The sequence below is a fragment of the Nonomuraea sp. NPDC050790 genome (assembly GCF_044456745.1).
GTDB lineage: Bacteria > Actinomycetota > Actinomycetes > Streptosporangiales > Streptosporangiaceae > Nonomuraea.
In genome coordinates this window covers 648,399-670,940 of record NZ_JBITGF010000004.1, presented here as the reverse complement: position 1 = coordinate 670,940, position 22,542 = coordinate 648,399, and the positions used below count along the sequence as shown (strand labels likewise).

Here is a 22,542-nt window from a genome sequence, read left to right as displayed (position 1 = left end):
CAACCTCCGCTCGACCGGCGTCACCTCCAACAGCGTCTCGCTCGCCTGGAACGCCTCGACCGACAACGTCGGCGTCACCGGCTACGAGGTCTACCGCGGCACCACGCTGGTCGCCACCGTGACCGGCACGTCGCACACCGACAGCGGCCTGACCGCCAGCACCAGCTACACCTACACGGTCCGCGCGCGCGACGCCGCGGGCAACCGCTCGGCCGCCAGCGCGGCGGTCACCGCGACCACCTCGGGCGGCGGCGGCGACACGCAGGCGCCGACGGTGCCGGGCAACCTCCGCTCGACCGGCGTCACCTCCAACAGCGTCTCGCTCGCCTGGAACGCCTCGACCGACAACGTCGGCGTCACCGGCTACGAGGTCTACCGTGACGGCTCGCTGGTCACGACCGTGACCGGAACCAGCCACACCGACAGCGGCCTGAGCTCCAGCACCACCTACAACTACACGGTCCGCGCGCGCGACGCCGCGGGCAACCGCTCGGGCAACAGCAACCAGGTCTCCGCCACCACGACCACCGGGCCCGGCGGCGGCGGCAACAAGGTTCTGGGCTACTTCGTGCAGTGGGGCGTCTACGCTCGCAACTACCACGTCAAGAACATCGACACCAGCGGCTCGGCGGCGAAGCTGACCCACATCAACTACGCCTTCGCCAACACCGCCGGCGGCCGGTGCTCCATCGGCGACTCCTTCGCCGACTACGAGAAGTCCTACACCGCCGACCAGAGCGTCGACGGCGTGGCCGACACGTGGGACCAGCCGCTGCGCGGCAACTTCAACCAGCTCCGCAAGCTCAAGAAGAAGTACCCGCACATCAAGATCCTCTTCTCGATCGGCGGCTGGACCTGGTCCGGCGGCTTCACCCAGGCCGCGGCCAACCCCACCGCGTTCGCCGAGTCCTGCTACCAGATGGTCGAGGACCCGCGCTGGGCCGACGTCTTCGACGGCATCGACATCGACTGGGAGTACCCGAACGCCTGCGGCCTGACCTGTGACACCAGCGGCTTCGCGTCCTTCAAGAACGTGATGCAGGCCGTGCGCGCCAGGTTCGGCCCGAACAACCTGGTCACCGCGGCCATCACCGCCGACGGCACCTCCGGCGGCAAGATCGACGCGGCCGACTACGGCGGCGCCTCGCAGTACGTCGACTGGTACAACGTCATGACGTACGACTTCTTCGGCGCCTGGGCGGCGCAGGGTCCGACGGCCCCGCACTCGCCGCTCACCTCCTACACCGGAATCCCGATCGCGGGCTTCTACTCCGACAACGCCATCCAGAAGCTGAAGAGCAAGAACGTGCCGGCGAGCAAGCTGCTGCTCGGCATCGGCTTCTACGGACGCGGCTGGACCGGCGTCACCCAGTCCGCCCCCGGCGGCACGGCGACGGGCCCGGCACAGGGCACGTATCCGGACGCACCGGGCGTGGACGACTACAAGGTCCTCAAGACCAAGTGCCCGGCCACGGCCACGATCGCCGGCACCGCCTACGGCCTCTGCGGCAACAACTGGTGGAGCTACGACACGCCGGCCACCATCGGCGGCAAGATGACCTACTCGAAGAACCAGGGCCTCGGCGGCGCGTTCTTCTGGGAGCTCAGTGGCGACACCACCAACGGTGAGCTGATCACCGCGCTCAAGAACGGTCTCGGCTAGAAGTCCGACCGTTGAGGGCCGGCCCCGTCGCGGGGCCGGCCCTCGATGCGTTTCACCGGCTCAGCTCGTAGACGTGGCCGGGGGTGACGACGCCGGTGACGGCCCGGCCGAGGACCGTGCTGGGCTCCTGGCCGTTGTCGGAGATGTCGGTGTTGAGCAGCATGACCAGCGTGGCCTGGTACTCGGGCAGGTAGATCGTCAGTGCCTGGTAGCCGGGCAGCGAGCCGTTGTGCCCGATCCAGCCGTGCACGTTGAAGACGCCGAGGCCGTACCCGGTGCCGGAGATCTGCGTCGTCCCGGTCTTCAGGCGTTCGGCCTGCGTGCGCGGGGTCAGCAGCGTGCCGGTCGCGAGGATCCGCGCCCACTTGCGCTGGTCCTCCAGGTCCGAGATCATCGCGCCCGCCGCCCAGCCCCAGGAGGGGTTCCAGTCCGTGGTGTCCTCGACCGCGCCCGTGGCGGTCTGGTTGGTGTAGCCGTGCGGGTGCGGGCTCGGGAAGGCGGCCCCGGTCGGGAAGATCGTCCGGTTCAGCCCGGCGGGCTTGAGGATGTTCTCGCCGACGAACTCGTGCAGCGGCCGCCCGCCGAGCTTCTCCACCACCAGGCCCAGCAGGATGAGGTTGGTGTTGCAGTAGGAGAACTCGGCGCCGGGCTCGAACAGCACGGGATGCCTGAAGGAGTAGTCCAGCAGCTCCTGCGGCGTGAAGGACCGGGCCGGGTCGGTGGTCAGCGCCTTGAAGAACCCCTCGTCCTCGCTGTAGTTGAACAGCCCGCTGCGCATGCCGGCGAGCTGGCGCAGCGTGATGCGCTCACCGTTGGGGACGCCCGCCACGTACTTGCCGATGGGATCGTCCAGACCGGCCTTGCCCTGGTCGACGAGCTGGAGCACGGCGGTCACGGTGAACGTCTTGGTGACGCTGCCGATGCGCGAGTACATGCCCGGCCGCATCGGCTCCCCCGTCGCCTTGTCGGCGACGCCGAAGGCCCGCACGTACGCGCCCTTGCCGGGCGCCGACAGGCCGACGATGACACCCGGCACCCCCGCTTCACGCATGGTCTCGCGTACGACGGAGTCCAGGCGCGCGGCCACGGCCGGGGTCAACTCGGGAAACTCCCGTACCTCGGCCACCGCGCCGGCCGGCGGCTGCAGGACCAGCAGCCCCGCCAGCACCACCATCGCGCGCATCCGTGAGCACCTCATGACGAGCCTCCCCCCGAGCCCCTCCTACCAGCGTAGATAACCCTCAGGCCATGATGTGAGCCCGGTCCGGCGGTACGGCGTGCCGCAACGCCTCCCCGCGGACCAGGCGGCGCAGCTCGTCCACGACCAGTTCGCCCATGCGGGCCCGCTCGCCGCCCAGGGCCCCGGCCACGTGCGCGGTCAGGACGACGTTGGGCAGCGTGAACAGCGGCGAGTCCGGCGGCGGGGGCTCCGGCCAGGTGACGTCGAGCACGGCGGTGAGGTCGCTCCGGCGGCGCAGGACGTCCACGAGGGAGGGCTCGTCCACCAGGGCGCCGCGGGCGGTGTTGATCAGGGTGGCGCCGGTTTCCAGGAGGCCGACCAAGTCGCCGGTCACGACTCCCCGCGTCTCGGGCAGCAGCGGCGCGTGCAGGCTGACGACCGAGCAGGCGGCGAACAGCTCGGGCAGCTCCACCATCCGCACCCCCAGCCCGGCGGGGTCGGCGACCGGGTCGCAGGCCAGCACCTCGACGTCGAAGCGGCGCAGGTGGGCGGCGACCAGGCGGCCGATCGCGCCGAGGCCGAACAGGCCGACGCGGGAGCGGTATCCACCGGCCACGGGCGGGTTGACGGGATAGGTCCTGCTTGCCCGGATCTCCCGGGCGATGCGGTGGGCCTGCTTCAGCGCCAGCAGGATCTGGGCCAGCGCGAACTCGGCCACCGGGATCGCGTTGGCGGAGGCGGCGGAGACGATCGGGATCTCGCGGGCCCAGAACTCCGGGGTGGTCAGCGGCCGGACCGAGCCCGCGGCGACCAGCACCGCGCGCAGCCTGGGCGCGTGGTCCAGCAGGTCCGCGTCGAGCCGGGGCGGGCCCCAGCCGGTCAGCAGGATCTCCACGTCCGCCAGCACGCCGGGGTCCTGGGCCAGCCGCTCGGCGGTGATCGGTGGAGCGCTCCAGCTGACCAGCTCGTCCAGGGCGTCCAGAACCTCGGGCGGGTAGACGTCGCCGCGGCGCCGTTCCTCCATGACGAGCAGGGCTGCGGGCCGGGAATCAAGATCGTCCATGAGCGCTCCAGAGTCATCGGGTCGGTGGTACCGCGCGGCTTGTTACGCATCGATTTCGGCCGGGAGTCATCGGACCATTGACCGTGCCAATGAGGCAACGCTAGCTTCTCGGAAAGCGTTATCCAAGTGACTGGGAGCCGTTCACATATGCGGACACATGCCAAATACAGGGTGAGTTGTCTCCTCGCTGCCGCGTTGGCCCTCACCGGGTGCGGCTCCGGTCCGGCCGGGGGCGACGTCGAGCAGGACGCCTCGGCCCCGCTCGAACTCTGGACCAGGACGACCCCGGGCGGCCCCGGCGAGCAGGGCACGATCAAGCTGGCCGCGGCGTTCGAGAAGGCCACCGGCCACAAGGTCAAGGTGACGGCCATCTTCGACGACTTCGAGACGAAGATGCAACAGCGTGCCGCCCAGAAGGACCTGCCGGACATCGTCATGAACGACGTCGCCCAGCTGGGAACGATGCAGAGCCAGGGCCTCCTGCGCGAGATCGACCTGGCCAAGGTCGCCGGCGCCAAGGACGTCAGCGAGCGGGCCCTGGGCGCGGGCAAGGGCGTCGACGGCAAGCAGTACGGCCTGCCGTACTCGGCACAGGCCACCGCGCTGCTCATCCGGAAGGACTGGCGCGAGAAGCTGGGCCTGGAGCCGCCGAAGAGCTGGGCGGACCTGGCGGCGATGGCCAAGGCGTTCACCGAGAAGGACCCCGACGGCAACGGCAAGGCCGACACCTACGGGCTGGCGGCGCCGCTGTCGACCAAGCGCGGCTACGCGTCCTGGTACTTCTCCAACTTCCTGTGGGCCGCGGGCGGCGACTTCGTGGCCGACGCGGGCGGCGGCAAGTACAGGCCGGCCATGTCCACCCCCGAGTCCACGGCCGCGATGCAGTGGTTCCGCGACCTGGGCTGCAAGGACAAGGTGATCCAGCCGGGCGCGGTCACCATGGACACGCCGCCGGCCAACGAGACGTTCGAGGCGGGCCGGGCCGGTCTCTACGTCGTGGGCCCGTACCTGCTGCCCCGCTTCGACAAGGCCCTGGGCAAGGACAAGTACGAGGTCATCGCCATGCCCAAGGGCGCCAAGAGCGCCGAGGTGCTGGCCGAGGGCGGCGCCGTCTACCTCTGGCCGGCTCGCCCAATCGGGCCGCGCAGGACGCCTTCGCCGCCTTCGCGGTCTCCGCCGAAGGCCAGAAGATCGGCATGGAGGGCGAGGCGGCGTACATCGTGCAGTTGCCCGTCAACACCACGGTCGACATCGCCCAGGTGCGGCCCGACCCGCGCTGGAAGACCTTCGCCGAGGCCTACCAGACCTCCGGCAGGTACGCCCCGTCGCTGCCCAACTGGACCCCGGTCCGCCAGACGTCGGCCGAGACCGTCAACGCGCTCGTCGCCGACTGCGGACTCGACCTCAAGGCCGAACTGGCCAAGCTCGACACCAAGCTCGCCGCCATCCTCGCCGAACAGGGCATCGCCGCCTCATGAGCGTCGAGCAACTGAGCCCCGTCGCCGCCCCGGCGGCGGCCGGCGCCCCCGTCCCCCGCCCCAGGAGCGGGGGCCGGGGCGGCCGGTGGTGGATCCCGTGGCTGTTCCTGGCTCCGGCGATCGTCCTGTTCGCGCTGTTCAAGTTCATCCCGATGGGCAGCGCGCTGGTCATGTCCTTCCAGGACGTCCAGCCGTTCCTCGGCAACCGGTGGGTCGGCGCCTCCAACTACGCCACAATGCTCGCCTCCGAGGGCTTCCACCAGGCGGCCTGGCACACGCTCGTGCTGGCCGTGGGGCAAACGGCCGGCTCGATGGCGCTCGGGTTCGCGCTGGCGCTGCTGATGGAGGGGCAGAGCCGCAAGCTCGGGTTCATCCGGTCCGCCGCGTTCCTGCCGGTCGTGGTGCCGATGGCGGTGGTCGCGGAGCTGTGGCGAATCATGTACCACCCGACCGGCGACGGCATGATCAACTCGATCATCGGGCTGGTGGGGCTGGGGCCGTCCGGGTTCATCAACGACCCGGACGCCTCGATGGCCTCGGTGATCATGACGGGGATCTGGCGGGGCGCGCCGTACGACATGATGATCTTCATGGCGGGGCTCGCGGGCGTCAACCGCGACCTGTACGAGGCCGCCACCGTCGACGGCGCCTCCAGGTGGCGCCGGATCCTGCACGTGACGCTGCCCGGCCTGCGCTCGGTCTTCACGATCCTGTTCGTGCTGGCCGCCATCCGCGGGCTGCGGGTCTTCACCGAGGTGTTCCTGCTGACGAACGGCGGGCCGAACGGCTCCACCGAGGTGGTCATGACCCTGATCTACAAGCTCGGCCTGGAGCAGAACCGGCTGGGCGTCGGCGCGGCGGGAGCGGTGCTGCTGTTCGTCGCGACGCTCGTGCTGACCGTCTGCGTCTACCTGCTCAGAAGGAAGGAGAACCGGTGAGCGAGACGGCTCTCGGTCTCAAGGAGAGCACCACCGCCGCGGGCCGCGCGACGAAGCTGGTGATCTACTCGCTGGTGCTGGTGGTGTTCGCGGGGCCGCTGCTGGCCCTGCTGGTCAGCGCCTTCAACCGCGTCTCCGACCCGACCCAGCTCAGCCTGGTGCCCACCAGCCCCACGCTGGACAACTTCGCCGTCGCCGTGGACCAGGGCGTGCTGAAGTACCTGCTCAACTCCTTCCTCGTCGTGGGGTTCGGGCTCCTGCTCCAGGTGACGGTCTCGGTCCTGGCCTCGTACGCGCTGGCGCGCAAGCGGTTCCGGTTCATGTCGCTGGTGTTCGTGGCCATTCTCGCCACGCTCATGCTGCCCGAGGAGATCCTGGCCATCCCGCTGTCGATCATCCTCGCCGACGTGCCGGTCATCCACGTGAACCTCATCGGGACGCTGGCCGGCATGATCGTGCCGCTCGGCGCCTGGGCGTTCTCCATCCTGGTCATGACCGAGTTCATGAAGGACGTGCCGCGCGAGCTGGAAGAGGCGGCGCGCATCGACGGCGCGGGCGAGCTGCGGATCTTCGCCCAGATCATCCTGCCGATGTGCAAGCCCGCGCTCGGGGTCATCGGGGTGTTCGGCTTCACCATGATCTGGGACCAGTACCTGCTGCCGCTGCTCGTGGCGCAGGACTCCTCCTCCTACACGCTGCCGCTGGCGCTGCGCACCCTGCGCATCGACCCGATCGTGACGCCGGGCGTGGTCATGGCGGCCTCGCTGCTGGCCCTGCTGCCCTCGGTGATCGTGTTCCTGTTCTTCCAGCGTTCGTTCGTCCATGGCCTGTCCTCCGGCGCCCTCAAGGGATGATTTTTCATGACGTGGTTCACCCATGACAGATTCGGGATGTTCGTCCATTGGGGCCTGTACGCGCTCCCGGCCCGGCACGAGTGGGTCAAGACCCGCGAGAAGATGACCGACGAGCAGTACCAGGTCTACTTCGACCACTTCTCCCCCGACCGCTACGACCCGGCCGCCTGGGCGCGCACCGCCAAGGCCGCCGGGATGCGCTACGTGGTGCTGACGACCAAGCACCACGACGGGTTCTGCCTGTGGGACAGCGATCTGACCGACTACAAGGCGACCCGCACGCCGTACGGGAAGGATCTGGTCGGGCCCTTCGTCGAGGCCTGCAGGGCCGAGGGGCTGAAGGTCGGCTTCTACCACTCGCTGATCGACTGGCACCACCCGGCCTTCCCCGTCGACGGCACCCACCCGCGCCGCGACGACGTGGACGGCGTGGGCGGCGGCGACATCGCCGAGTACCGGCGCTACCTGCACGGGCAGGTCCGCGAGCTGCTCACCCGCTACGGGAAGGTCGACTACCTGTTCTTCGACTTCTCCTACGCCGGCAGGAAGGACTGGTGGGGCGGCAAGGGCGCCGAGGACTGGGGCTCGGCCGAACTGCTGGAGATGGTCCGCGAGCTGCAGCCGGGCATCCTCGTCAACGACCGCACCGGCCTGCCGGGCGACTTCGTCACGCCCGAGCAGTACCAGCCCTCCGGGCCGCTGGCCGAGGTGTGGGAGGCGTGCCAGACGCTCAACGGGAGCTGGGGCTACGACCGCGACAACCTCGACTACAAGAGCCCCGACCTGCTCATCCGCATGCTGGTCGACGGCGTCTCCAAGGGCGGCAACCTGCTGCTCAACGTCGGCCCGACCGGCCGGGGCGAGATCGACCCGAGGGCGCTGGGCATCCTGGCCGAGATCGGCGCGTGGATGGACCGCCACGAGCGCTCGATCCGCGGCTGCGGGCCCTCCGCGTTCACCCCGCCGGCCGACTGCCGCTACACCCAGAACGGCGACCGCCTCTACCTGCACCTGTTCGGCTGGCCGCTGCGCCACGTCCACCTGCCGGGACTCGCGGGCAAGGTCCGCTACGCGCAGTTGCTCGACGACGCCTCGGAGATCGGGATGGTCGTCACCGAGCCCGGCGAGGTGGCCCAGAACACGAAGATGGGCGGGCAGCCGGAGGGCACCCTGACGCTGCGGCTGCCGGTCCAGCGTCCCCAGGTCGCGGTCCCGGTGATCGAGCTCTTCCTCGCCTGAGGGTCATGACTTGCGTGACGGTTGCGCCCGCTGACGGGCTGTCAGCGGTGGCGTCATGGCCCGCGGCCGCCGCGCGAGCCGACAGTGAGGGACATGAGCCCATCTGCCATGACCGCGGACCTCCTGCGGCAGGAGATCGACCTCGACGCGCTCGTCGAAGCACTCGGCGAGCGCGCGCCCCAGCTCCGTTCCGCCATCGAGTCACGCGTGTCGGCCGCGATCAACGCGCGCACGACCTCGGAGCTGCTCACGCTGACCGTCACCGAAGGCGGTCGCACCAGGACGGTGAGCCCGTCCCCCACCCCCGACTTCGCCAAGTCGCTCTTCCACTACGTCAAGGGCACCGGCGGCGCGACCATCTCCTGCCGGATCGAGGAGGTCGTCGAGGCCGCCGTCGTCGCGGCCACCACCGAGTTCTACCAGTCGGAGGAGACGATGTCCGCGCTGGCGGCGGTCCTGGGCCGCCAGCTCGTGGAGAACTCCGCCATCCACCGCATCCTGGAGGAGGAGTTCCGCGACCTCGCCGCGCACGTGCGGCGGGAGATGAAGGACGCGGTCGTCCTGTCCACCCACACCACCGTCGGCGAGCAGGCCGCCGACACGGCGCTGGCCGGCGCCACCCACGCCATGCACACCACGCTCGGCGCCACGGTCGCCGCCCTGCTCGCCAAGGCGCTCGCGCTGCCCATGGTGAAGGTCGCGGTGGCCAAGGCCGTGGGCGCGGTGCTGGCCAGCGCGGCGTTCCAGAAGGTCCTGATCATCCTGCTCAAGAAGATCGGGGTGGCGCTGGTCCTGAAGATGCTGCTGGTCAAGTTGTTCGGCGCGGGCGCGGGCGCGCTGGTCGGCTTCATCGTCGTCCCGCTGATCGTCGCCTTCCTGGTGTACGAGTGGAACGTCTTCCCCAGGAAGATCGCCGAAAAGATGTCGGGGCAGGTGGCGGGCAAGCTCGTCGACCAGAGCGCCGACCTCAACCGCCAGGTCGCCGCCTCCTTCCTGGCCGCCGCTCTCGACGAGGTGCTCGGCAGGCTGCACGACGACCTCCTCTCCCCGGTCGACTGACGATCCGCGAATGCCAGGGGCTGCCCGCATATCGGTCTGCCGATGCGGGCACCCGTCCCTGTACAGGCTTGAATCTGCGAAGGGTAACCTAGGGGTTTGTGACGACGTTTCGTATCAGTGAAGCCGCCGCGCTGCTCGGAGTCAGCGCGGACACCGTCCGGCGGTGGGTGGACGCGGGCCGCCTCGGGGCCGGGCGTGACGAGCACGGCCACCGGCGGGTGGACGGCGCCGAACTGGCCGCGTTCGCGCGGGCCCAGGTCGAGGAGGTCGAGGGCGGCCGGTCCTCGGCGCGCAACCGCATGCGCGGCATCGTGACCGAGGTGCTCCGGGACTCGGTGATGGCGCAGGTGGAGATCGCGGCGGGGCCGTTCCGTGTGGTGTCGCTGATGAGCCGCCAGGCGGCCGACGAACTCGGCCTGGAGGTGGGGGTGGTGGCGGTCGCCGTGATCAAGTCCACCAACGTCGTCGTCGAGATCCCCGCTCACGAGCGCGTGGCGGGTGCGGCGTGAGGGGCCCGGCGAAGGGGTCGTGGGCTGCCGGGCTGCTCCTGCTGGCGGCGTTGACCGGGTGCGGCAGCGGGGAACCCGCCGCCTCCTCCGCTTCCCCCTCGGGCGGGGCCAAGGATGTGACGGTGTTCGCGGCGGCCTCGCTGACGGGGACGTTCACCGAACTCGGCAAGACCTTCGAGGCCGCGAACCCGGGCACGAAGGTGACGTTCAACTTCGGCTCCAGCGCGACGCTGGCGCAGCAGATCGTCCAGGGCGCCCCCGCGGACGTGTTCGCCGCCGCGAGCCCGGCCACGATGAAGACCGTCACCGACGCGTCGCTGGCCGGAGCGCCCGCCACGTTCGTGCGCAACAAGCTGCGGATCGCCGTCCCGGCCGCCAACCCGGCCAAGGTGGACGAGCTCAAGGACCTGTCCGACCCCAAGGTCAAGGTCGCCCTGTGCGCCGAGCAGGTGCCGTGCGGGGCGGCGGCGGTCAAGGCGCTGGCCGCGGCCGGGGTCAAGGTCACCCCGGTCACGCTGGAGCAGGACGTCAAGGCCACGCTGACCAAGGTCGAACTCGGCGAGGTGGACGCGGCGCTGGTCTACGCCACCGACGTGCTCGCCGCCCAGGGCAAGGTGACCGGGATCTCCTTCCCCGAGGCCGACCAGGCGATCAACGACTACCCGATCGCCACCCTGACCAAGGCGCCCGCCGGTGACCTGGCCAAGCGGTTCGTGGACCTGGTGCTGTCGCAGCAGGGCAAGGACGTGCTGACCAAGGCCGGGTTCGAGGCTCCCTGAGTCCGATGAGCACTTCCGCACGGGAACGGGCGGGGCGGCTGCCGTGGATGCTGGTCCTGCCCGCCGTCGTGGGCCTGGTGTTCCTGGTGCTGCCCCTGGCCGGGCTGCTGATCCGGGCCCCCTGGTCCACGCTGGGCCCGAGGCTGGCCGAGCCGCACGTGCTGGAGGCGCTGCGGCTGTCGGTCGTGAGCGCCTCCGCGGCCACGCTCATCTGCCTGGTGCTCGGCGTGCCGCTGGCCTGGCTGCTGGCCCGGGTGACGTTTCCGGGGCGGCGGCTGGTGCGGGCGCTGGTGACCGTGCCGCTGGTGCTGCCGCCGGTGGTCGGCGGCGTCGCGCTGCTGCTGGTGCTGGGGCGGCGGGGGGTGGTCGGGCAGTGGCTGGAGTCGGCGTTCGGGATCACGCTGCCGTTCACCACGGCGGGTGTGATCCTCGCGGAGGCGTTCGTGGCGATGCCGTTCCTGGTGATCAGCGTGGAGGGGGCGCTGCGCGGGGCCGACCGGCGCTTCGAGGAGGCGGCGGCCACGCTGGGCGCCTCACGCTGGACCGTGTTCCGGCGGGTCACGCTGCCGATGATCATGCCGGGGGTGGTGGCGGGGGCGGTGCTGTGCTGGGCGCGGGCGCTGGGCGAGTTCGGGGCGACCATCACCTTCGCCGGGAACTTCCCCGGCACCACCCGGACCATGCCCTTGGCGGTCTACCTGGCGCTGGAGACCGAGCCGGAGGCGGCGATCGTGCTCAGCCTGGTGCTGCTCGCGGTCTCGGTGATCATCCTGGCCAGCCTGCGCGACCGGTGGGTGACCAGCCCATGAGCCTTCGTGCCCGGTGGGTGGCCGGCCCAAGCCTTGATGCCCGGTGGGTGAGGCGCCCATGAGCCTTGACGCGCGGTTGCGGGTCGTGCGGTCCGCGTTCACGCTCGACATCTCGCTCGACGTCGCCGCCGGGGAGGTGGTGGCGCTGCTCGGGCCCAACGGGGCGGGCAAGACCACCGCGTTGCGCGCTCTGGCCGGGCTCACCGGCATGTCCGGTGGCCGGATCAGTCTGCGTGGCCGAGATCTGGACGCCCTGCCCGCCGAGAGCCGGCCGATCGGCATGGTCTTTCAGGACTATCTGCTGTTCCCGCACCTGTCGGCGCTGGAGAACGTGGCGTTCGGGCCGCGCTGCCGGGGGGTGGGCAAGGCGGAGGCCCGCCGTACCGCCGCCGAGTTGCTGGAACGGGTCGGGCTGGCCGAGCGGGCGGGCGACCGGCCGCGGCAGTTGTCCGGCGGGCAGGCGCAGCGGGTGGCGCTGGCGCGGGCGCTGGCCGTGCGGCCTGAGCTGCTGCTACTCGACGAGCCGCTGGCCGCGCTCGACGCGCACACCCGGCTGGAGATCCGGTCGCAGCTGCGCCGCCACCTCGACGACTTCGACGGCGCCACCGTCCTGGTCACCCATGATCCGCTCGACGCGATGGTGCTGGCCGACCGGCTGATCGTCGTCGAGGGTGGGAGCGTGGTCCAGCAGGGCGTACCGGCGGAGATCGCGCGGCGTCCCCGGACCGACTACGTGGCCAGGCTGGTCGGGCTCAACCTGTACCGGGGGGTGGCGGCCGGGGGCGGGGTCAAGGTGGGTGAGCTGCTGCTGCACACGACCGAGCGGCTCGACGGGCCGGCGTTCGTGGCCTTTCCGCCCGCCGCCGTGGCCCTGTACCGCTCCCGGCCGGACGGCAGCCCGCGCAACCTGTGGCAGGCCCGCATCGACGGCATCGAACGGCACGGCGACAACGTCCGCGTGCACCTCGGCGGGCCCGTCTCGGCGTTCGCCGACATCACCCCGGCGGCGGTGGCCGAACTCGACCTGACCCCGGGCCAGCTCATCTGGGCCTCGGTCAAGGCCACCGAGACCCACGCCTACCCGGCCTGACCCTCCCTCCGCACAGAAAAGCCCACGGAGACGCCCACCGGACGAGGACGCTGGTGGGTGCTTGGCCCCGGGGAAAGGGGACGCGGGAACCGGGTGGGTGCTGGACCGTGGAAGGGGCGCGGAAACCGGAGGCGGCCTGCGGAGGTGCCCGTCAGGACGTGGCAAGCGGGCGAGAACCCGGGTGGGTGCTGGGCCTGTGGAAGGGGCGCGGACACTGGAGGCGGGCTGCGGAGGTGCCCGTCAGGACGTGGCAGGCGGACGGGGTGATCTGCGGGGGCACCCTGGCGGCGGGGCGGGAAAACGATGGTGTAGGAAGAGTTGGGAAGGCGGGGTGATCTGTCGTGATCGTTGTCGGTGTGGATGGTTCGCGGGCAGGGCTGGAGGCGGTCGGCTGGGCGGCCAGGGAAGCGGCGCTGCGCAAGCTGCCGCTCATGGTCGTGCACGCGATGCCGGCCTGGGCCCACGACTCGGGCCCGAACGACCGTTACGCCGGGGTGGCGCAGTGGATGCGGGACGGCGCCGCCACCGTGCTGGCCGCCGCCGCGGAGCGGGCCGAGCAGGAGGCGCCGGGGCTGGCCGTCGAGCGGCGGGCCGTACCCGGTGACGCGCGCGCGGCGCTGCTGGAACTGTCGAAGGACGCCGACCTGCTCGTGATGGGCAGCCACGGCATGGGCGGCTTCCGCGGGCTGCTGCTCGGATCGGTCGCCTTCGGGGTCACCGGGCACGCCGCGTGCGACGTCGTCATCATCAGGGAGCCGTCGGCGGCCACTCCCCCGCGCGGCGAGGTGGTCGTGGGCGTGGACGGCACCGAGGCCAGCCAGCGCGTGCTCGCCTACGCCTTCGAGCACGCCGACCGGCACGGTCTCGAGCTGCGGGCGGTGCACGCCTGGAACCGGCTCGACCTCGACGGCGTCCTGGCGTCGGCCTCGGAGGAGGACGACGAGCTGCGGCTGCTGAAGGAGGCGGTGGCGGGGTATCGCGACCTCCACCCGGACGTGCGGGTCCTGTGGGAGGTCGTGCACGACCACCCCGCCCACGCGCTCAAGAACGCCTCGGAGGGCGCCGACCTGCTGGTCGTGGGCACGCACGGGCAGGGCGCGCTGTCCGGGCTGATCCTGGGTTCGGTGAGCCAGGCGATGCTGCACTACGCCAAATGCCCGCTCGCGGTGGTCCGCAACGTGCCGGAGACGCGCTAGGAGCCCTTCAGGGCAGGTGGGCGAGGTCGGCGGTCATGTGGGCGGCGGCCGCGGCGAGTTCGGGCAGGATGCGCTCCACCAGGGTCTCGGCGCTGGCCCGGCTGGCGTGGGTGGCGACGTTGACGGCGGCGACCACGTTGCCGTCGCCGTCGTGCAACGGCACCGCGATCGAGCGGACGCCGTCCTCGAGTTCCTGGTCGACCAGGGCGTAGCCGTCCTTGGCCGCCTGCCGTACCGCGGCGGCCAGAAGGGCGGGGTCGGTGACGGTGCGGCGGGTCAGCGGCTTGAGTTCCAGCGCGGCCAGGCGCCGCGCGGGCTCGGCGGCCAGGAGCACGCGGCCCATGGAGGTGGCGTGCGCGGGGAAGCGGGTGCCGAGCGTGATGTCCACGCTCATGATGCTGGCCGTCGGCACGCGGGCGACATAGACCACGTCGTCCCCGGACAGCACGGCGACGGACGCGGACTCGCCCACGCGTGCGGCGAGCGCCGCCAGGTGCGGCTGGACGACCTCGGCGAGGGTCAGCGCCGACAGGCGCGCGTACCCCAGTTCGAGGACGCGCGGCAGGGGCACGAAGCGGGTGCGCCGCGCGCTCACGTAGCCGAACCGCTCCATCGTCTGTACGGCCCGCCGCACCGTGGCCCGTGCCAGCCCCGTGACCTGGGCCGCCTCGGCCAGCGTGAGCCCGCCGGGAGCGGCGCCGAGCGCGACGAGCACCCCGAGGCCGCGGGCCAGCGACTGCAGGTAGGCGGCGCCCATCTCGTCCTTGGGCACGCGTGACAGGTCCGCGCCGGGCACGAGCCGGCGCGGCGCTTCCCGGCGGAGCGCGGCCTCCATGGCGGCGACGGCCCGCCGCAGGTGTGGAAGGGCGTGTTCGCGCAGGCCCTCGGCGGTGTGCCGGCTGGTGTGGCTGATGACGCTGACCGCGCAGACGGCCTCGCCGTCGGGGTCGTGGACCGGCATGGCGACCGCGACCAGGCCGGGCTCGACGAGCTGGTCGTCCACGGCCCACGGTACGGCCGAGCCGAGCAGCACGAACCCGGCAGCGCACCGCTCGGCCGGCAGCACGTCGCCGACGCGCAGGGCGACGGTCATGGTGCGCCTCCTGGTGTAGCGGGCGACGAAGCGCACGGAGCCGCCGTCGGGCACGGCGAGGGAGACCGACTCGTCCAGGTCCTCCGCCAGGGCCTCGGCGTGCGGGCCGAGCGTGGCGGGCAGGCCGCTCGCGGCGAGGTAGGCGGCCCCGAGTTCGAGCAGCCGGGGGGCGAGCACGACGTCGCGGCCGTCGGCCCGCAGGTAGCCGAGGGTGACGAGCGTGGCCAGGACGCGGTCGACCGTGGCGCGGGCCAGCGCGGTGGCCTGCACCAGGTCGGTGGCCCGCCAGCGGCGTCCGGGCTCGGCGGTCATCACCCGCAGCACCGTCAGCCCGCGCTCCAGCGCTCCGCTCGGCTCCATGAGCCCCTCCTTTGACAGCCCGGCGGGTCAGTCACCATACTCGAAACCGGCTCATAGTGAACTTTAGTTCACTCTGCGAACGCTTGGAGCGGCAATGGACAAAGTGGTCGGCTCCGCCGCGGAGGCACTGCGAGGTGTGCACGACGGCGCCTCCTTCGCGGTCGGCGGCTTCGGCCTGAGCGGCATCCCCTCCGTGCTGATCGAGGCGCTGCTGGACAGCGGCGTCACCGGCATCGGCGTGGTCTCCAACAACTGCGGCACCGACGGCGGCGGGCTCGGGCTGCTGCTGGCGGCCGGGCGCATCGCCCGCGTCACCGCCTCCTACATCGGGGAGAACAAGGAGTTCGGCCGGCGCTACTTGGCGGGCGAGGTCGAGGTCGAGCTGACCCCGCAGGGCAGCCTGGCGGAACGGCTGCGCGCCGGCGGCTGCGGCATCCCCGCCTTCTACACGCCCGCCGGGGTCGGCACCCCGATCACCGAGACCGGACTGCCCCTGCGCCACCATCGCGACGGCTCGGTCGCGGTGAACGCGCCGCCGAAGGAGGTGCGGGAGTTCGACGGCCTGCCGTACGTGCTCGAACACGCGATCACCACCGACTTCGCGCTGGTCCGGGCGGCGCGCGGCGACCGGCACGGGAACCTGTCCTTCCGCAAGGCGGCGCGCAACTTCAACCCCCTCGCCGCGATGGCGGGGCGGATCACGATCGCCGAGGTCGAGGAGCTGACCGACCTCGACCCCGACGAGGTGCACCTGCCGGGCGTGTTCGTGCAGCGGGTGCTGCCGCTGACGCCGGAGCAGGCCGCGGACAAGGGCGTCGAGCATCGCACGGTGCGCGCATGAGCTGGAGCCGCGACGAGATGTGCGCCAGGGCGGCGGCGGAACTGCGCGACGGCGACTACGTCAACCTCGGGATCGGGCTGCCGACCCGCATCCCGTCCTTCCTGCCGCCGGGCGTCCGGGTCACGCTGCACTCGGAGAACGGCGTGCTCGGCGTCGGCCCCTACCCGGCCGAGGACGAGGTGGACCCCGATCTGATCAACGCGGGCAAGGAGACCGTCACCGTCGTGCCGGGAGCGGCGTTCTTCGACTCGGCGCTGTCGTTCGGCATGATCCGCGGCGGGCACATCGACGTGGCGGTGCTCGGCGCGATGCAGGTCTCCGCGGGCGGCGACCTGGCCAACTGGATGGTTCCCGGACGCCTGGTCAAGGGCATGGGTGGAGCCATGGACCTGGTGCACGGCGCGCGGCGGGTGCTCGTCGTCACCGAGCACACCGCCAAGGACGGCAGCCCCAAGCTGGTGCGCGAGTGCACGCTGCCGCTCACCGGGCGCGCCTGCGTGCATCGGGTGATCACCGACCTGGGCGTCCTGGACGTCACCCCCGAGGGCTTCGCGCTGGTCGAGACCGCGCCCGGCGTGAGCGTGGACGAACTGCGCGGCCGTACAGGAGCAGTGATCGGATGAGAGCCGTCTACATCGCCGACGCCGTGCGCACCCCCATCGGCCGGTACGGCGGGGCGCTGGCCGAGACCCGTCCCGACGACCTGGCGGCGCACGTGGTCAGGGCGCTGGCCGAGCGCACCGGGCGCGAGCACGTGGACGAGGTGCTGCTGGGCAACGCCAACGGCGCGGGCGAGGACAACCGCAACGTCGCCCGCATGGCAGTGCTGCTGGCGGGGCTGCCGGTGAGCACGCCGGGCGCGACCGTCAACCGGCTGTGCGGTTCGGGCATGGAGGCGGTCATCCAGGGCTACCGGGCCATCGCGACGGGCGACGCCTCGGCGATCATCGCGGGCGGCGTGGAGTCGATGACGCGCGCGCCCTGGGTGCTGCCCAAGCCGTCGCGCGCCTTCCCTGCGACGGGGGCGGAGCTGGTGTCGACCACGCTCGGGTGGCGGCTGGTCAACCCGAGGATGCCGGCCGAGCACACGGTGCCGCTGGGCGAGGGCGCGGAGCTGATCGCCGACCGGTACGGCCTGGCCAGGGAGACCCAGGATGAGTTCGCGCTGAGCAGCCACCAAAAGGCCGCGAAAGCCGATTTTTCCCGAGAAGTTGTGCCGGTCGGGGATTTTTCGGCTGATGAGGGTATTCGCCGGGACTCCTCGCTGGAGGCGCTGGCCAAGCTCAAACCCGCCTTCCGCGCCGGCGGGACGGTCACCGCGGGCAACTCCTCCCCCCTCAACGACGGCGCCGCCGCCCTCCTGCTCACCGACGAGGACGGGCTCGGCGGCCGAGAACCCCTGGCCAGAATCGTCGCCACCGGCGTCAGCGCCCTCGAACCCGCCTACTTCGGGCTCGGCCCCGTCGAGGCGAGCCGCAGGGCCATGGCCAAGGCCGGGAAGAGCTTCGGCGACCTGGCCGTCGCCGAGCTGAACGAGGCCTTCGCCGCCCAGGTCCTCGGCTGCCTGGCCGAGCTGCCCGAGCTCGATCCGGGCATCGTCAACCCGCGCGGCGGCGCGATCGCCCTCGGGCACCCCCTGGGCATGTCCGGCGCCCGCATCACCGCCGGCCTGGCCCACCAGCTCGCGGACGCCGGATCGGGCACCGGCCTGGCCTCCCTCTGCATCGGCGTCGGCCAGGGCCTGGCCGTCGTGCTGGAAAGGTGACCCGCATGCTCACGCAGGCCGACATCGACCGCGAGATCGCCGAATGGCCGCGGCCGCCCGTGCCGTCCGGCCACCCGAGGCGCGACTTCGCCCCCTACCGCAGCAGTGTGCTGCGCCACCCCAAGCAGCCCCTGGTCCCCGTCAAGGACCCGGACGCCGCAGAACTGCACGGCCCGGTCTTCGGCGTCACCGACGTCACCACCCTGGACGCCGACCTGACCAGGCAGCACTCGGGCGAGCCGCTGGGCGAGCGGATCACCGTCGAGGGCCGGGTCACCGACCGGCGGGGCCGTCCGGTCCGCGGCCAGCTCGTCGAGATCTGGCAGGCCAACGCCTCGGGCCGCTACCCCCACCGGCGCGACGACCACCCCGCGCCGCACGACCCGAACTTCTCCGGCGTCGGCCGCTGCCTGACCGGCGAGGACGGCTCCTACCGGTTCACCACGATCAGGCCGGGCGCCTACCCCTGGCGCAACCACCGCAACGCCTGGCGACCGGCGCACATCCACTTCTCCGTCTTCGGTGAAGCCTTCACCCAGCGGCTGGTGACGCAGATGTACTTCCCCGGCGACCCCCTCTTCCCCTACGACCCGGTCCTGCGCTCGGTGACCGACGCCGCCGCCAGGCAGCGCCTGGTCGCCGCCTACGACCACGAGCTGTCGCAGCCGGAGTGGTCGCTCGGCTACCGCTGGGACATCGTGCTCGACGGCCCCGCCGCCACCTGGACGGAGTCATGACCCTGCCGCCCACCCCCTCCCAGACCGTCGGTCCCTTCTACGGCTACGCCCTGCCGTTCCCCGGCGGCGGCGACCTGGCCGGCGACGGGATCACCTTGCGCGGCCAGGTTTTCGACGGCGCGGGCGAGCCGGTGCCGGACGCGCTGCTGGAGTTCTGGCAGGCCGACTCGGCCGGCTCACTGCGCGGGGCTCCTGGCAGCCTGCGGCGCGATCCGGTCACCGGGGCGGTCGTCGGGCGGCACGGCGCGGACTTCACCGGGTTCGGCCGCGTCTCGACCGACGCCGACGGGCACTGGATGCTGCGTACCGTCACGCCCGGCAACGGGTACATCAGCGTGTGCGTGTTCGCGCGCGGGCTGCTGCATCACCTGTTCACGCGGATCTACCTGCGGCCCGAGCCGTTCCTCGAGTCCGTGGAGCGGGGCGGGACGCTGCTGGCCGTACCGGAACGAGAGGGTGTGTACCGCTGGGACCTGTGGTTGCAGGGCGAGAAGGAGACGGTCTTCCTTGAGTTCGGCTGATCTGGGGTTGCTGTCGCCCATGCGGGGGGCGGGCGAGGCCACCGGCGACCGGGCGGTGCTGCGGGCGATGCTGGAGGCCGAGGTCGCGCTGGCCAGGATCCAGGCCCCGGCCGAGGCGGTCGCGGCGGTCGAGCGGGCGTGCGCCGAGCTGGACGTGGGCGTGGCCGAGCTGGCCGAGCTGGCGCGTTCCGGCGGCAATCCGGTCATCCCGCTGGTGGAACGGCTGCGCGGCGCGGCGGGTGAGCACGCGCGGTGGGTTCACGCGGGCGCCACCAGCCAGGACATCCTGGACACCGCGCTCATGCTCGTCGCCCGGCGCGTGCTCGGCCAGATCCTCGCCGACCTCGACATCGTGATCGCCGGGCTGACCCGGCTGGCCCGCGCGCACCGCGACACCCCGATGGCCGCGCGCACGCTCACCCAGCAGGCCGTGCCCACCACGTTCGGGCTGAAGGCCGTCGGATGGCGCGAGCTCGCGATCGGCGCGCGCCGCCGGCTGGCGGCGCTCGACCCGCCCGCCCAACTCGGCGGGCCCGCGGGCACGCTCGACCCCGCGCTGTGCGCCGCCTTCGCCCGCGAGCTCGGGCTCGCCGTGCCGCTCCTGCCCTGGCACGTCCTGCGCGCCCCGGTCGCCGACCTGGCGGGCGCGCTGGCGTTCACCTGCGGGGCACTCGGCAAGCTCGCCGCGGACGTGCTCGTCCTGTCCCGCGGCGAGATCGGCGAGCTGTCGGAGGGCGCCGGCGGCGGCTCGTCGTCGATGCCGCACAAGCACAACCCCGTCCGCGCCGTCATGATCGCCGCCGCCGCGCGGCAGCTCCCCGCGCTGGCCGCCATCCTGTACGGCTCGCTCGCCGCCGAGGACGAACGGCCGCCCGGCGCCTGGCACGCCGAGTGGCAACCGCTGCGCGAGGCGCTGCGCCTGGGAGCCGGAGCCGCCAGGGACGCCGCCGAGCTGGTGTCGGACCTGCGCGTACACCCCGGCCGGATGCGCGGCAACCTGTCCGTCCCCGGCTCCACCGGCGCCGCGGCCGACCTGGTCACCCGAGCGCTGGAGGAGACGCCATGAGGCACCGGATCGACGGACCGGCCGGCGGCGAGCCGCTCCTGCTGGGCCCGTCCGTCGGCACCACGGCACGGCTGTGGGAGCCCCAGGTGCCCGCGCTCGCGCGCCGCTTCCTGGTCGTCCGCTACGAGCTGCCCGCGCTCGACTCCGTGGACAAGATGGCCGAGGCGGTCATCGGGCTGGCGGACACGCTGGGGATCGGCGCGTTCCACCACGCGGGCGTCTCGCTCGGCGGCGCGATCGGGGCCCAGCTCGCGCTGGCGCACCCGGGGCGGGTGCGGTCGCTGGCCATGATCTGCTCGTCGGCCCGCTTCGGCGAGCCGGAGGGCTGGCACGAGCGGGCCCGGCTGGTGCGCGCCCACGGCACCGGCCCGCTGCTCGACGCCGCCGCCCGGCGCTGGTTCGCCGCCGGAGCGGACACGCCGCTGGCCCGCGGGCTGCTGGAGGACCTGGCCGTCTTCGACGCCGAGACGTACGCCGCGTGCTGCTCGGCGCTGGCCGCGTACGACCTGCGTGGCTCGCTCGGCGCGATCGCGGCGCCCACGCTCGTCGTCGCCGGTCGCGAGGACCCGGCGACGCCGCCCGCGCACGCCCGGCTGCTGGCCGACGGCATTCCCGGGGCGAGCCTGGTGGAGATCTCCGGGGCCGCCCACCTCGCCACCGCCGACCGTCCCGAGCAGGTCACCGCCGCGCTGCTCGCCCATCTGCCCGCGGCCGACGGCATGCGGGTGCGGCGCGAGGTCCTCGGCGACGCGCACGTGGACCGGGCCAACGCGCGCACCACCGCCTTCACCCGCGACTTCCAGGACTTCATCACCCGGTACGCCTGGGGTGAGATCTGGACGCGTCCCGGGCTCGACCGGCGTACCAGAAGCTGCGTCACGCTGACCGCGCTCGTCGCCAGGGGCCACCTGGAGGAGCTGGCCCTGCACGCCCGCGCCGCGCTCCGCAACGGCCTGTCGCCCGAGGAGATCGGCGAGGTGCTGCTGCAGAGCGCGGTCTACTGCGGGGTCCCGGCGGCCAACGCGGCCTTCGCCGTCGTCCAGCGCGTGCTGGAGGAGGAGTCAGGAGCGTGAGGGCAGCGCGTCCAGGTTCGGCAGGGTGAACGCGGACCTGGCGGCGGGCTGGGCGGCGCCGCACAGGGCGGTGAGGATGTGCCGCACGTGCGCGGCCTCGCCCGGCTCCGCCGGCGGGTGCCAGGTGAGGTTGACGCCGGTCGAGACCTGCCGGTCGAGGTTCTCGGTGGTCAGCGAGTTGGTGGCCATGCCGATCACGCCGCCGTCGTGGCCCCACGCCTTGCCGCCGCAGGGCAGGTCGAGCGTGAAGATGCCCAGCCCGTAGTCGGTCGCCGCCGGCGCCCCCTCGCCCGGCAGCACCGGCACGGTCTGCTTCATCTGCGCCAGCGAGGACGGGCTGACCAGCTTGCCGCCGAGCAGCGCCCGATAGAACCGGTTGAGGTCGGACATCGTGGACACGATCCCCCCGGCGGTCGAGGCCCACGACATGTTGAACACGGTGTAGTCACGCGGCGGGTCGTAGTACCCGAACGCCGACGTGTAGGCCCGGGCGTGCGGGCGCGGCAGGTACGGCGTGCGCGGGAAGGACGTGTCTTCCAGCCCCGCGGCACGGATCACGGACCGGGTGATGTGCTCCTCGGCCTCCTCGCCGGTGACCTTGGTGATCAGCAGCGCGAGGACGATGTAGTTCGTGTTGGAGTACACGCCGGGCACCTGGCCGGGCTCGCCGGTCTTGCCGACGCCGAGCCCGAGCGTGATCAGCTCCCGCTTGGTGAACTGGCGCACGCGCAACGCGTCCAGGTCCTCCGGCTTGGTGATCAGCGCCTCGTCGTAGTCGCCGATGTGGCTGGTGTGGTTGAGCAGCATGCGCACGGTGACGCGGGCGTCGGGCAGCAGGCCCGGCAGATAGGTCTCCACCGGCGTGTCGAGCCCGATCCTGCCCCGCTCGACCAGGCGCATCACGGCGGTGGCGGTGAAGGTCTTGGTGATGCTGCCCACGCGGTGCCGCATGTCCGGCCGCGTCGGCCGCCCGGTGCTCACGTCGGCCTGACCGGCCGCGCCGCGCCAGCTCTGGCGCCGGTGCTGGACGGCGGAGTAGATCCCGTACACCCCGCCCTTGGGGACCTCCGCCAGCGTCTCCCGCAGCGCGCGCCGGTCGAGGTCCTGGCCGGTGGCGGGGGTGGCGGAGGCGGGGGTGGTGGTGACGGTCGCGGCGGCCAGGATCGCCGACCCGGCCACGACTGCGGTCAACAGCTTCCTCGCGAGCATGATGAGCCCTTTCACGGAAG

At 72.2% G+C, this 22,542-nt stretch carries 22 protein-coding genes and 1 pseudogene; 19 read left to right on the top strand and 4 right to left on the bottom strand.

The window, feature by feature from the left end; all coding sequences use genetic code 11:
* Positions 1-1,663, top strand: a 1,663-nt coding sequence (locus ACIBEJ_RS23445; RefSeq protein ID WP_397184909.1) for a glycosyl hydrolase family 18 protein, incomplete at its 5' end; no start/stop codon positions are given.
* Positions 1,664-1,715: 52 nt separating this feature from the next.
* On the opposite strand, the gene ACIBEJ_RS23440 is transcribed toward ACIBEJ_RS23445, so the two are convergent.
* Complete coding sequence (locus tag ACIBEJ_RS23440) at positions 1,716-2,846, bottom strand: serine hydrolase domain-containing protein (RefSeq protein ID WP_397184908.1); 1,131 nt, start codon at positions 2,844-2,846, stop codon at positions 1,716-1,718.
* Positions 2,847-2,904: 58 nt separating this feature from the next.
* Positions 2,905-3,906, bottom strand: coding sequence for a hydroxyacid dehydrogenase (locus ACIBEJ_RS23435; RefSeq protein WP_397184907.1), 1,002 nt, complete (start codon positions 3,904-3,906; stop codon positions 2,905-2,907).
* Positions 3,907-4,053: 147 nt separating this feature from the next.
* On the opposite strand from ACIBEJ_RS23435, the pseudogene ACIBEJ_RS23430 reads away from it, so the two are divergent.
* The 11 genes and pseudogenes from ACIBEJ_RS23430 to ACIBEJ_RS23380 all read left to right on the top strand — a co-directional run.
* Positions 4,054-4,950, top strand: a pseudogene (locus tag ACIBEJ_RS23430) (ABC transporter substrate-binding protein); the annotation flags it as partial.
* Positions 4,951-5,102: 152 nt separating this feature from the next.
* On the top strand, positions 5,103-5,384 hold the full coding sequence (locus ACIBEJ_RS23425; protein WP_397184906.1) for a hypothetical protein: 282 nt from the start codon (positions 5,103-5,105) through the stop codon (positions 5,382-5,384).
* Positions 5,381-6,322 carry a carbohydrate ABC transporter permease gene (locus ACIBEJ_RS23420; protein ID WP_397184905.1) on the top strand — a complete coding sequence of 314 codons (942 nt, stop codon included), beginning with the start codon at positions 5,381-5,383 and terminating at the stop codon, positions 6,320-6,322. The genes ACIBEJ_RS23425 and ACIBEJ_RS23420 overlap by 4 nt, the downstream gene beginning before the upstream one ends.
* On the top strand, positions 6,319-7,176 hold the full coding sequence (locus ACIBEJ_RS23415) for a carbohydrate ABC transporter permease (RefSeq protein WP_397185283.1): 858 nt from the start codon (positions 6,319-6,321) through the stop codon (positions 7,174-7,176). Before ACIBEJ_RS23420 ends, ACIBEJ_RS23415 begins: the two co-directional genes overlap by 4 nt.
* A gap of 6 nt (positions 7,177-7,182) precedes the next feature.
* Entirely contained in the window at positions 7,183-8,415 is a 1,233-nt protein-coding gene (locus ACIBEJ_RS23410; protein WP_397184904.1) for an alpha-L-fucosidase, read from the top strand.
* 93 nt (positions 8,416-8,508) lie between these two features.
* Positions 8,509-9,474 carry a hypothetical protein gene (locus tag ACIBEJ_RS23405; RefSeq protein ID WP_397184903.1) on the top strand — a complete coding sequence of 322 codons (966 nt, stop codon included), beginning with the start codon at positions 8,509-8,511 and terminating at the stop codon, positions 9,472-9,474.
* A gap of 98 nt (positions 9,475-9,572) precedes the next feature.
* Positions 9,573-9,983 (top strand): molybdopterin-binding protein, encoded by a 411-nt coding sequence (locus ACIBEJ_RS23400; protein WP_397184902.1) that lies wholly within the window; start codon positions 9,573-9,575, stop codon positions 9,981-9,983.
* On the top strand, positions 9,980-10,762 hold the full coding sequence (gene modA, locus ACIBEJ_RS23395; RefSeq protein WP_397184901.1) for a molybdate ABC transporter substrate-binding protein: 783 nt from the start codon (positions 9,980-9,982) through the stop codon (positions 10,760-10,762). Before ACIBEJ_RS23400 ends, modA begins: the two co-directional genes overlap by 4 nt.
* Before the next feature lie 5 nt (positions 10,763-10,767).
* A complete protein-coding gene (locus ACIBEJ_RS23390; protein ID WP_397184900.1) occupies positions 10,768-11,571 on the top strand; it encodes an ABC transporter permease in 804 nt (267 codons plus the stop codon).
* Positions 11,572-11,629: 58 nt separating this feature from the next.
* On the top strand, positions 11,630-12,661 hold the full coding sequence (locus tag ACIBEJ_RS23385; RefSeq protein WP_397184899.1) for an ABC transporter ATP-binding protein: 1,032 nt from the start codon (positions 11,630-11,632) through the stop codon (positions 12,659-12,661).
* 341 nt (positions 12,662-13,002) lie between these two features.
* Positions 13,003-13,857 carry a universal stress protein gene (locus ACIBEJ_RS23380; protein ID WP_397184898.1) on the top strand — a complete coding sequence of 285 codons (855 nt, stop codon included), beginning with the start codon at positions 13,003-13,005 and terminating at the stop codon, positions 13,855-13,857.
* 7 nt (positions 13,858-13,864) lie between these two features.
* Here ACIBEJ_RS23380 and ACIBEJ_RS23375 read toward each other — a convergent pair whose 3' ends face one another.
* Positions 13,865-15,310, bottom strand: coding sequence for an IclR family transcriptional regulator C-terminal domain-containing protein (locus ACIBEJ_RS23375; RefSeq protein ID WP_397184897.1), 1,446 nt, complete (start codon positions 15,308-15,310; stop codon positions 13,865-13,867).
* A gap of 94 nt (positions 15,311-15,404) precedes the next feature.
* Here ACIBEJ_RS23375 and ACIBEJ_RS23370 point away from each other — a divergent pair, with 94 nt between their 5' ends.
* The 7 genes from ACIBEJ_RS23370 to pcaC are packed head-to-tail and all read left to right on the top strand — an operon-like array spanning position 15,405 to position 21,313.
* Complete coding sequence (locus ACIBEJ_RS23370; protein WP_397184896.1) at positions 15,405-16,151, top strand: CoA transferase subunit A; 747 nt, start codon at positions 15,405-15,407, stop codon at positions 16,149-16,151.
* The gene (locus ACIBEJ_RS23365) at positions 16,148-16,774 is read left to right on the top strand and encodes a CoA transferase subunit B (RefSeq protein WP_397184895.1); all 627 of its coding nucleotides are present in this window, start codon (positions 16,148-16,150) and stop codon (positions 16,772-16,774) included. The genes ACIBEJ_RS23370 and ACIBEJ_RS23365 overlap by 4 nt, the downstream gene beginning before the upstream one ends.
* Entirely contained in the window at positions 16,771-17,916 is a 1,146-nt protein-coding gene (locus ACIBEJ_RS23360) for a thiolase family protein (protein ID WP_397184894.1), read from the top strand. Before ACIBEJ_RS23365 ends, ACIBEJ_RS23360 begins: the two co-directional genes overlap by 4 nt.
* A gap of 5 nt (positions 17,917-17,921) precedes the next feature.
* A complete protein-coding gene (gene pcaH / locus ACIBEJ_RS23355; protein ID WP_397184893.1) occupies positions 17,922-18,653 on the top strand; it encodes a protocatechuate 3,4-dioxygenase subunit beta in 732 nt (243 codons plus the stop codon).
* The gene (locus ACIBEJ_RS23350; protein WP_397184892.1) at positions 18,650-19,174 is read left to right on the top strand and encodes a protocatechuate 3,4-dioxygenase subunit alpha; all 525 of its coding nucleotides are present in this window, start codon (positions 18,650-18,652) and stop codon (positions 19,172-19,174) included. The genes pcaH and ACIBEJ_RS23350 overlap by 4 nt, the downstream gene beginning before the upstream one ends.
* On the top strand, positions 19,161-20,240 hold the full coding sequence (locus tag ACIBEJ_RS23345) for a lyase family protein (protein ID WP_397184891.1): 1,080 nt from the start codon (positions 19,161-19,163) through the stop codon (positions 20,238-20,240). The genes ACIBEJ_RS23350 and ACIBEJ_RS23345 overlap by 14 nt, the downstream gene beginning before the upstream one ends.
* Positions 20,237-21,313, top strand: coding sequence for a 4-carboxymuconolactone decarboxylase (gene pcaC / locus ACIBEJ_RS23340; protein ID WP_397184890.1), 1,077 nt, complete (start codon positions 20,237-20,239; stop codon positions 21,311-21,313). Before ACIBEJ_RS23345 ends, pcaC begins: the two co-directional genes overlap by 4 nt.
* Here pcaC and ACIBEJ_RS23335 read toward each other — a convergent pair.
* Positions 21,302-22,522 carry a serine hydrolase domain-containing protein gene (locus ACIBEJ_RS23335; RefSeq protein ID WP_397184889.1) on the bottom strand — a complete coding sequence of 407 codons (1,221 nt, stop codon included), beginning with the start codon at positions 22,520-22,522 and terminating at the stop codon, positions 21,302-21,304. The genes pcaC and ACIBEJ_RS23335 overlap by 12 nt on opposite strands.
* Positions 22,523-22,542: the final 20 nt, after the last annotated feature.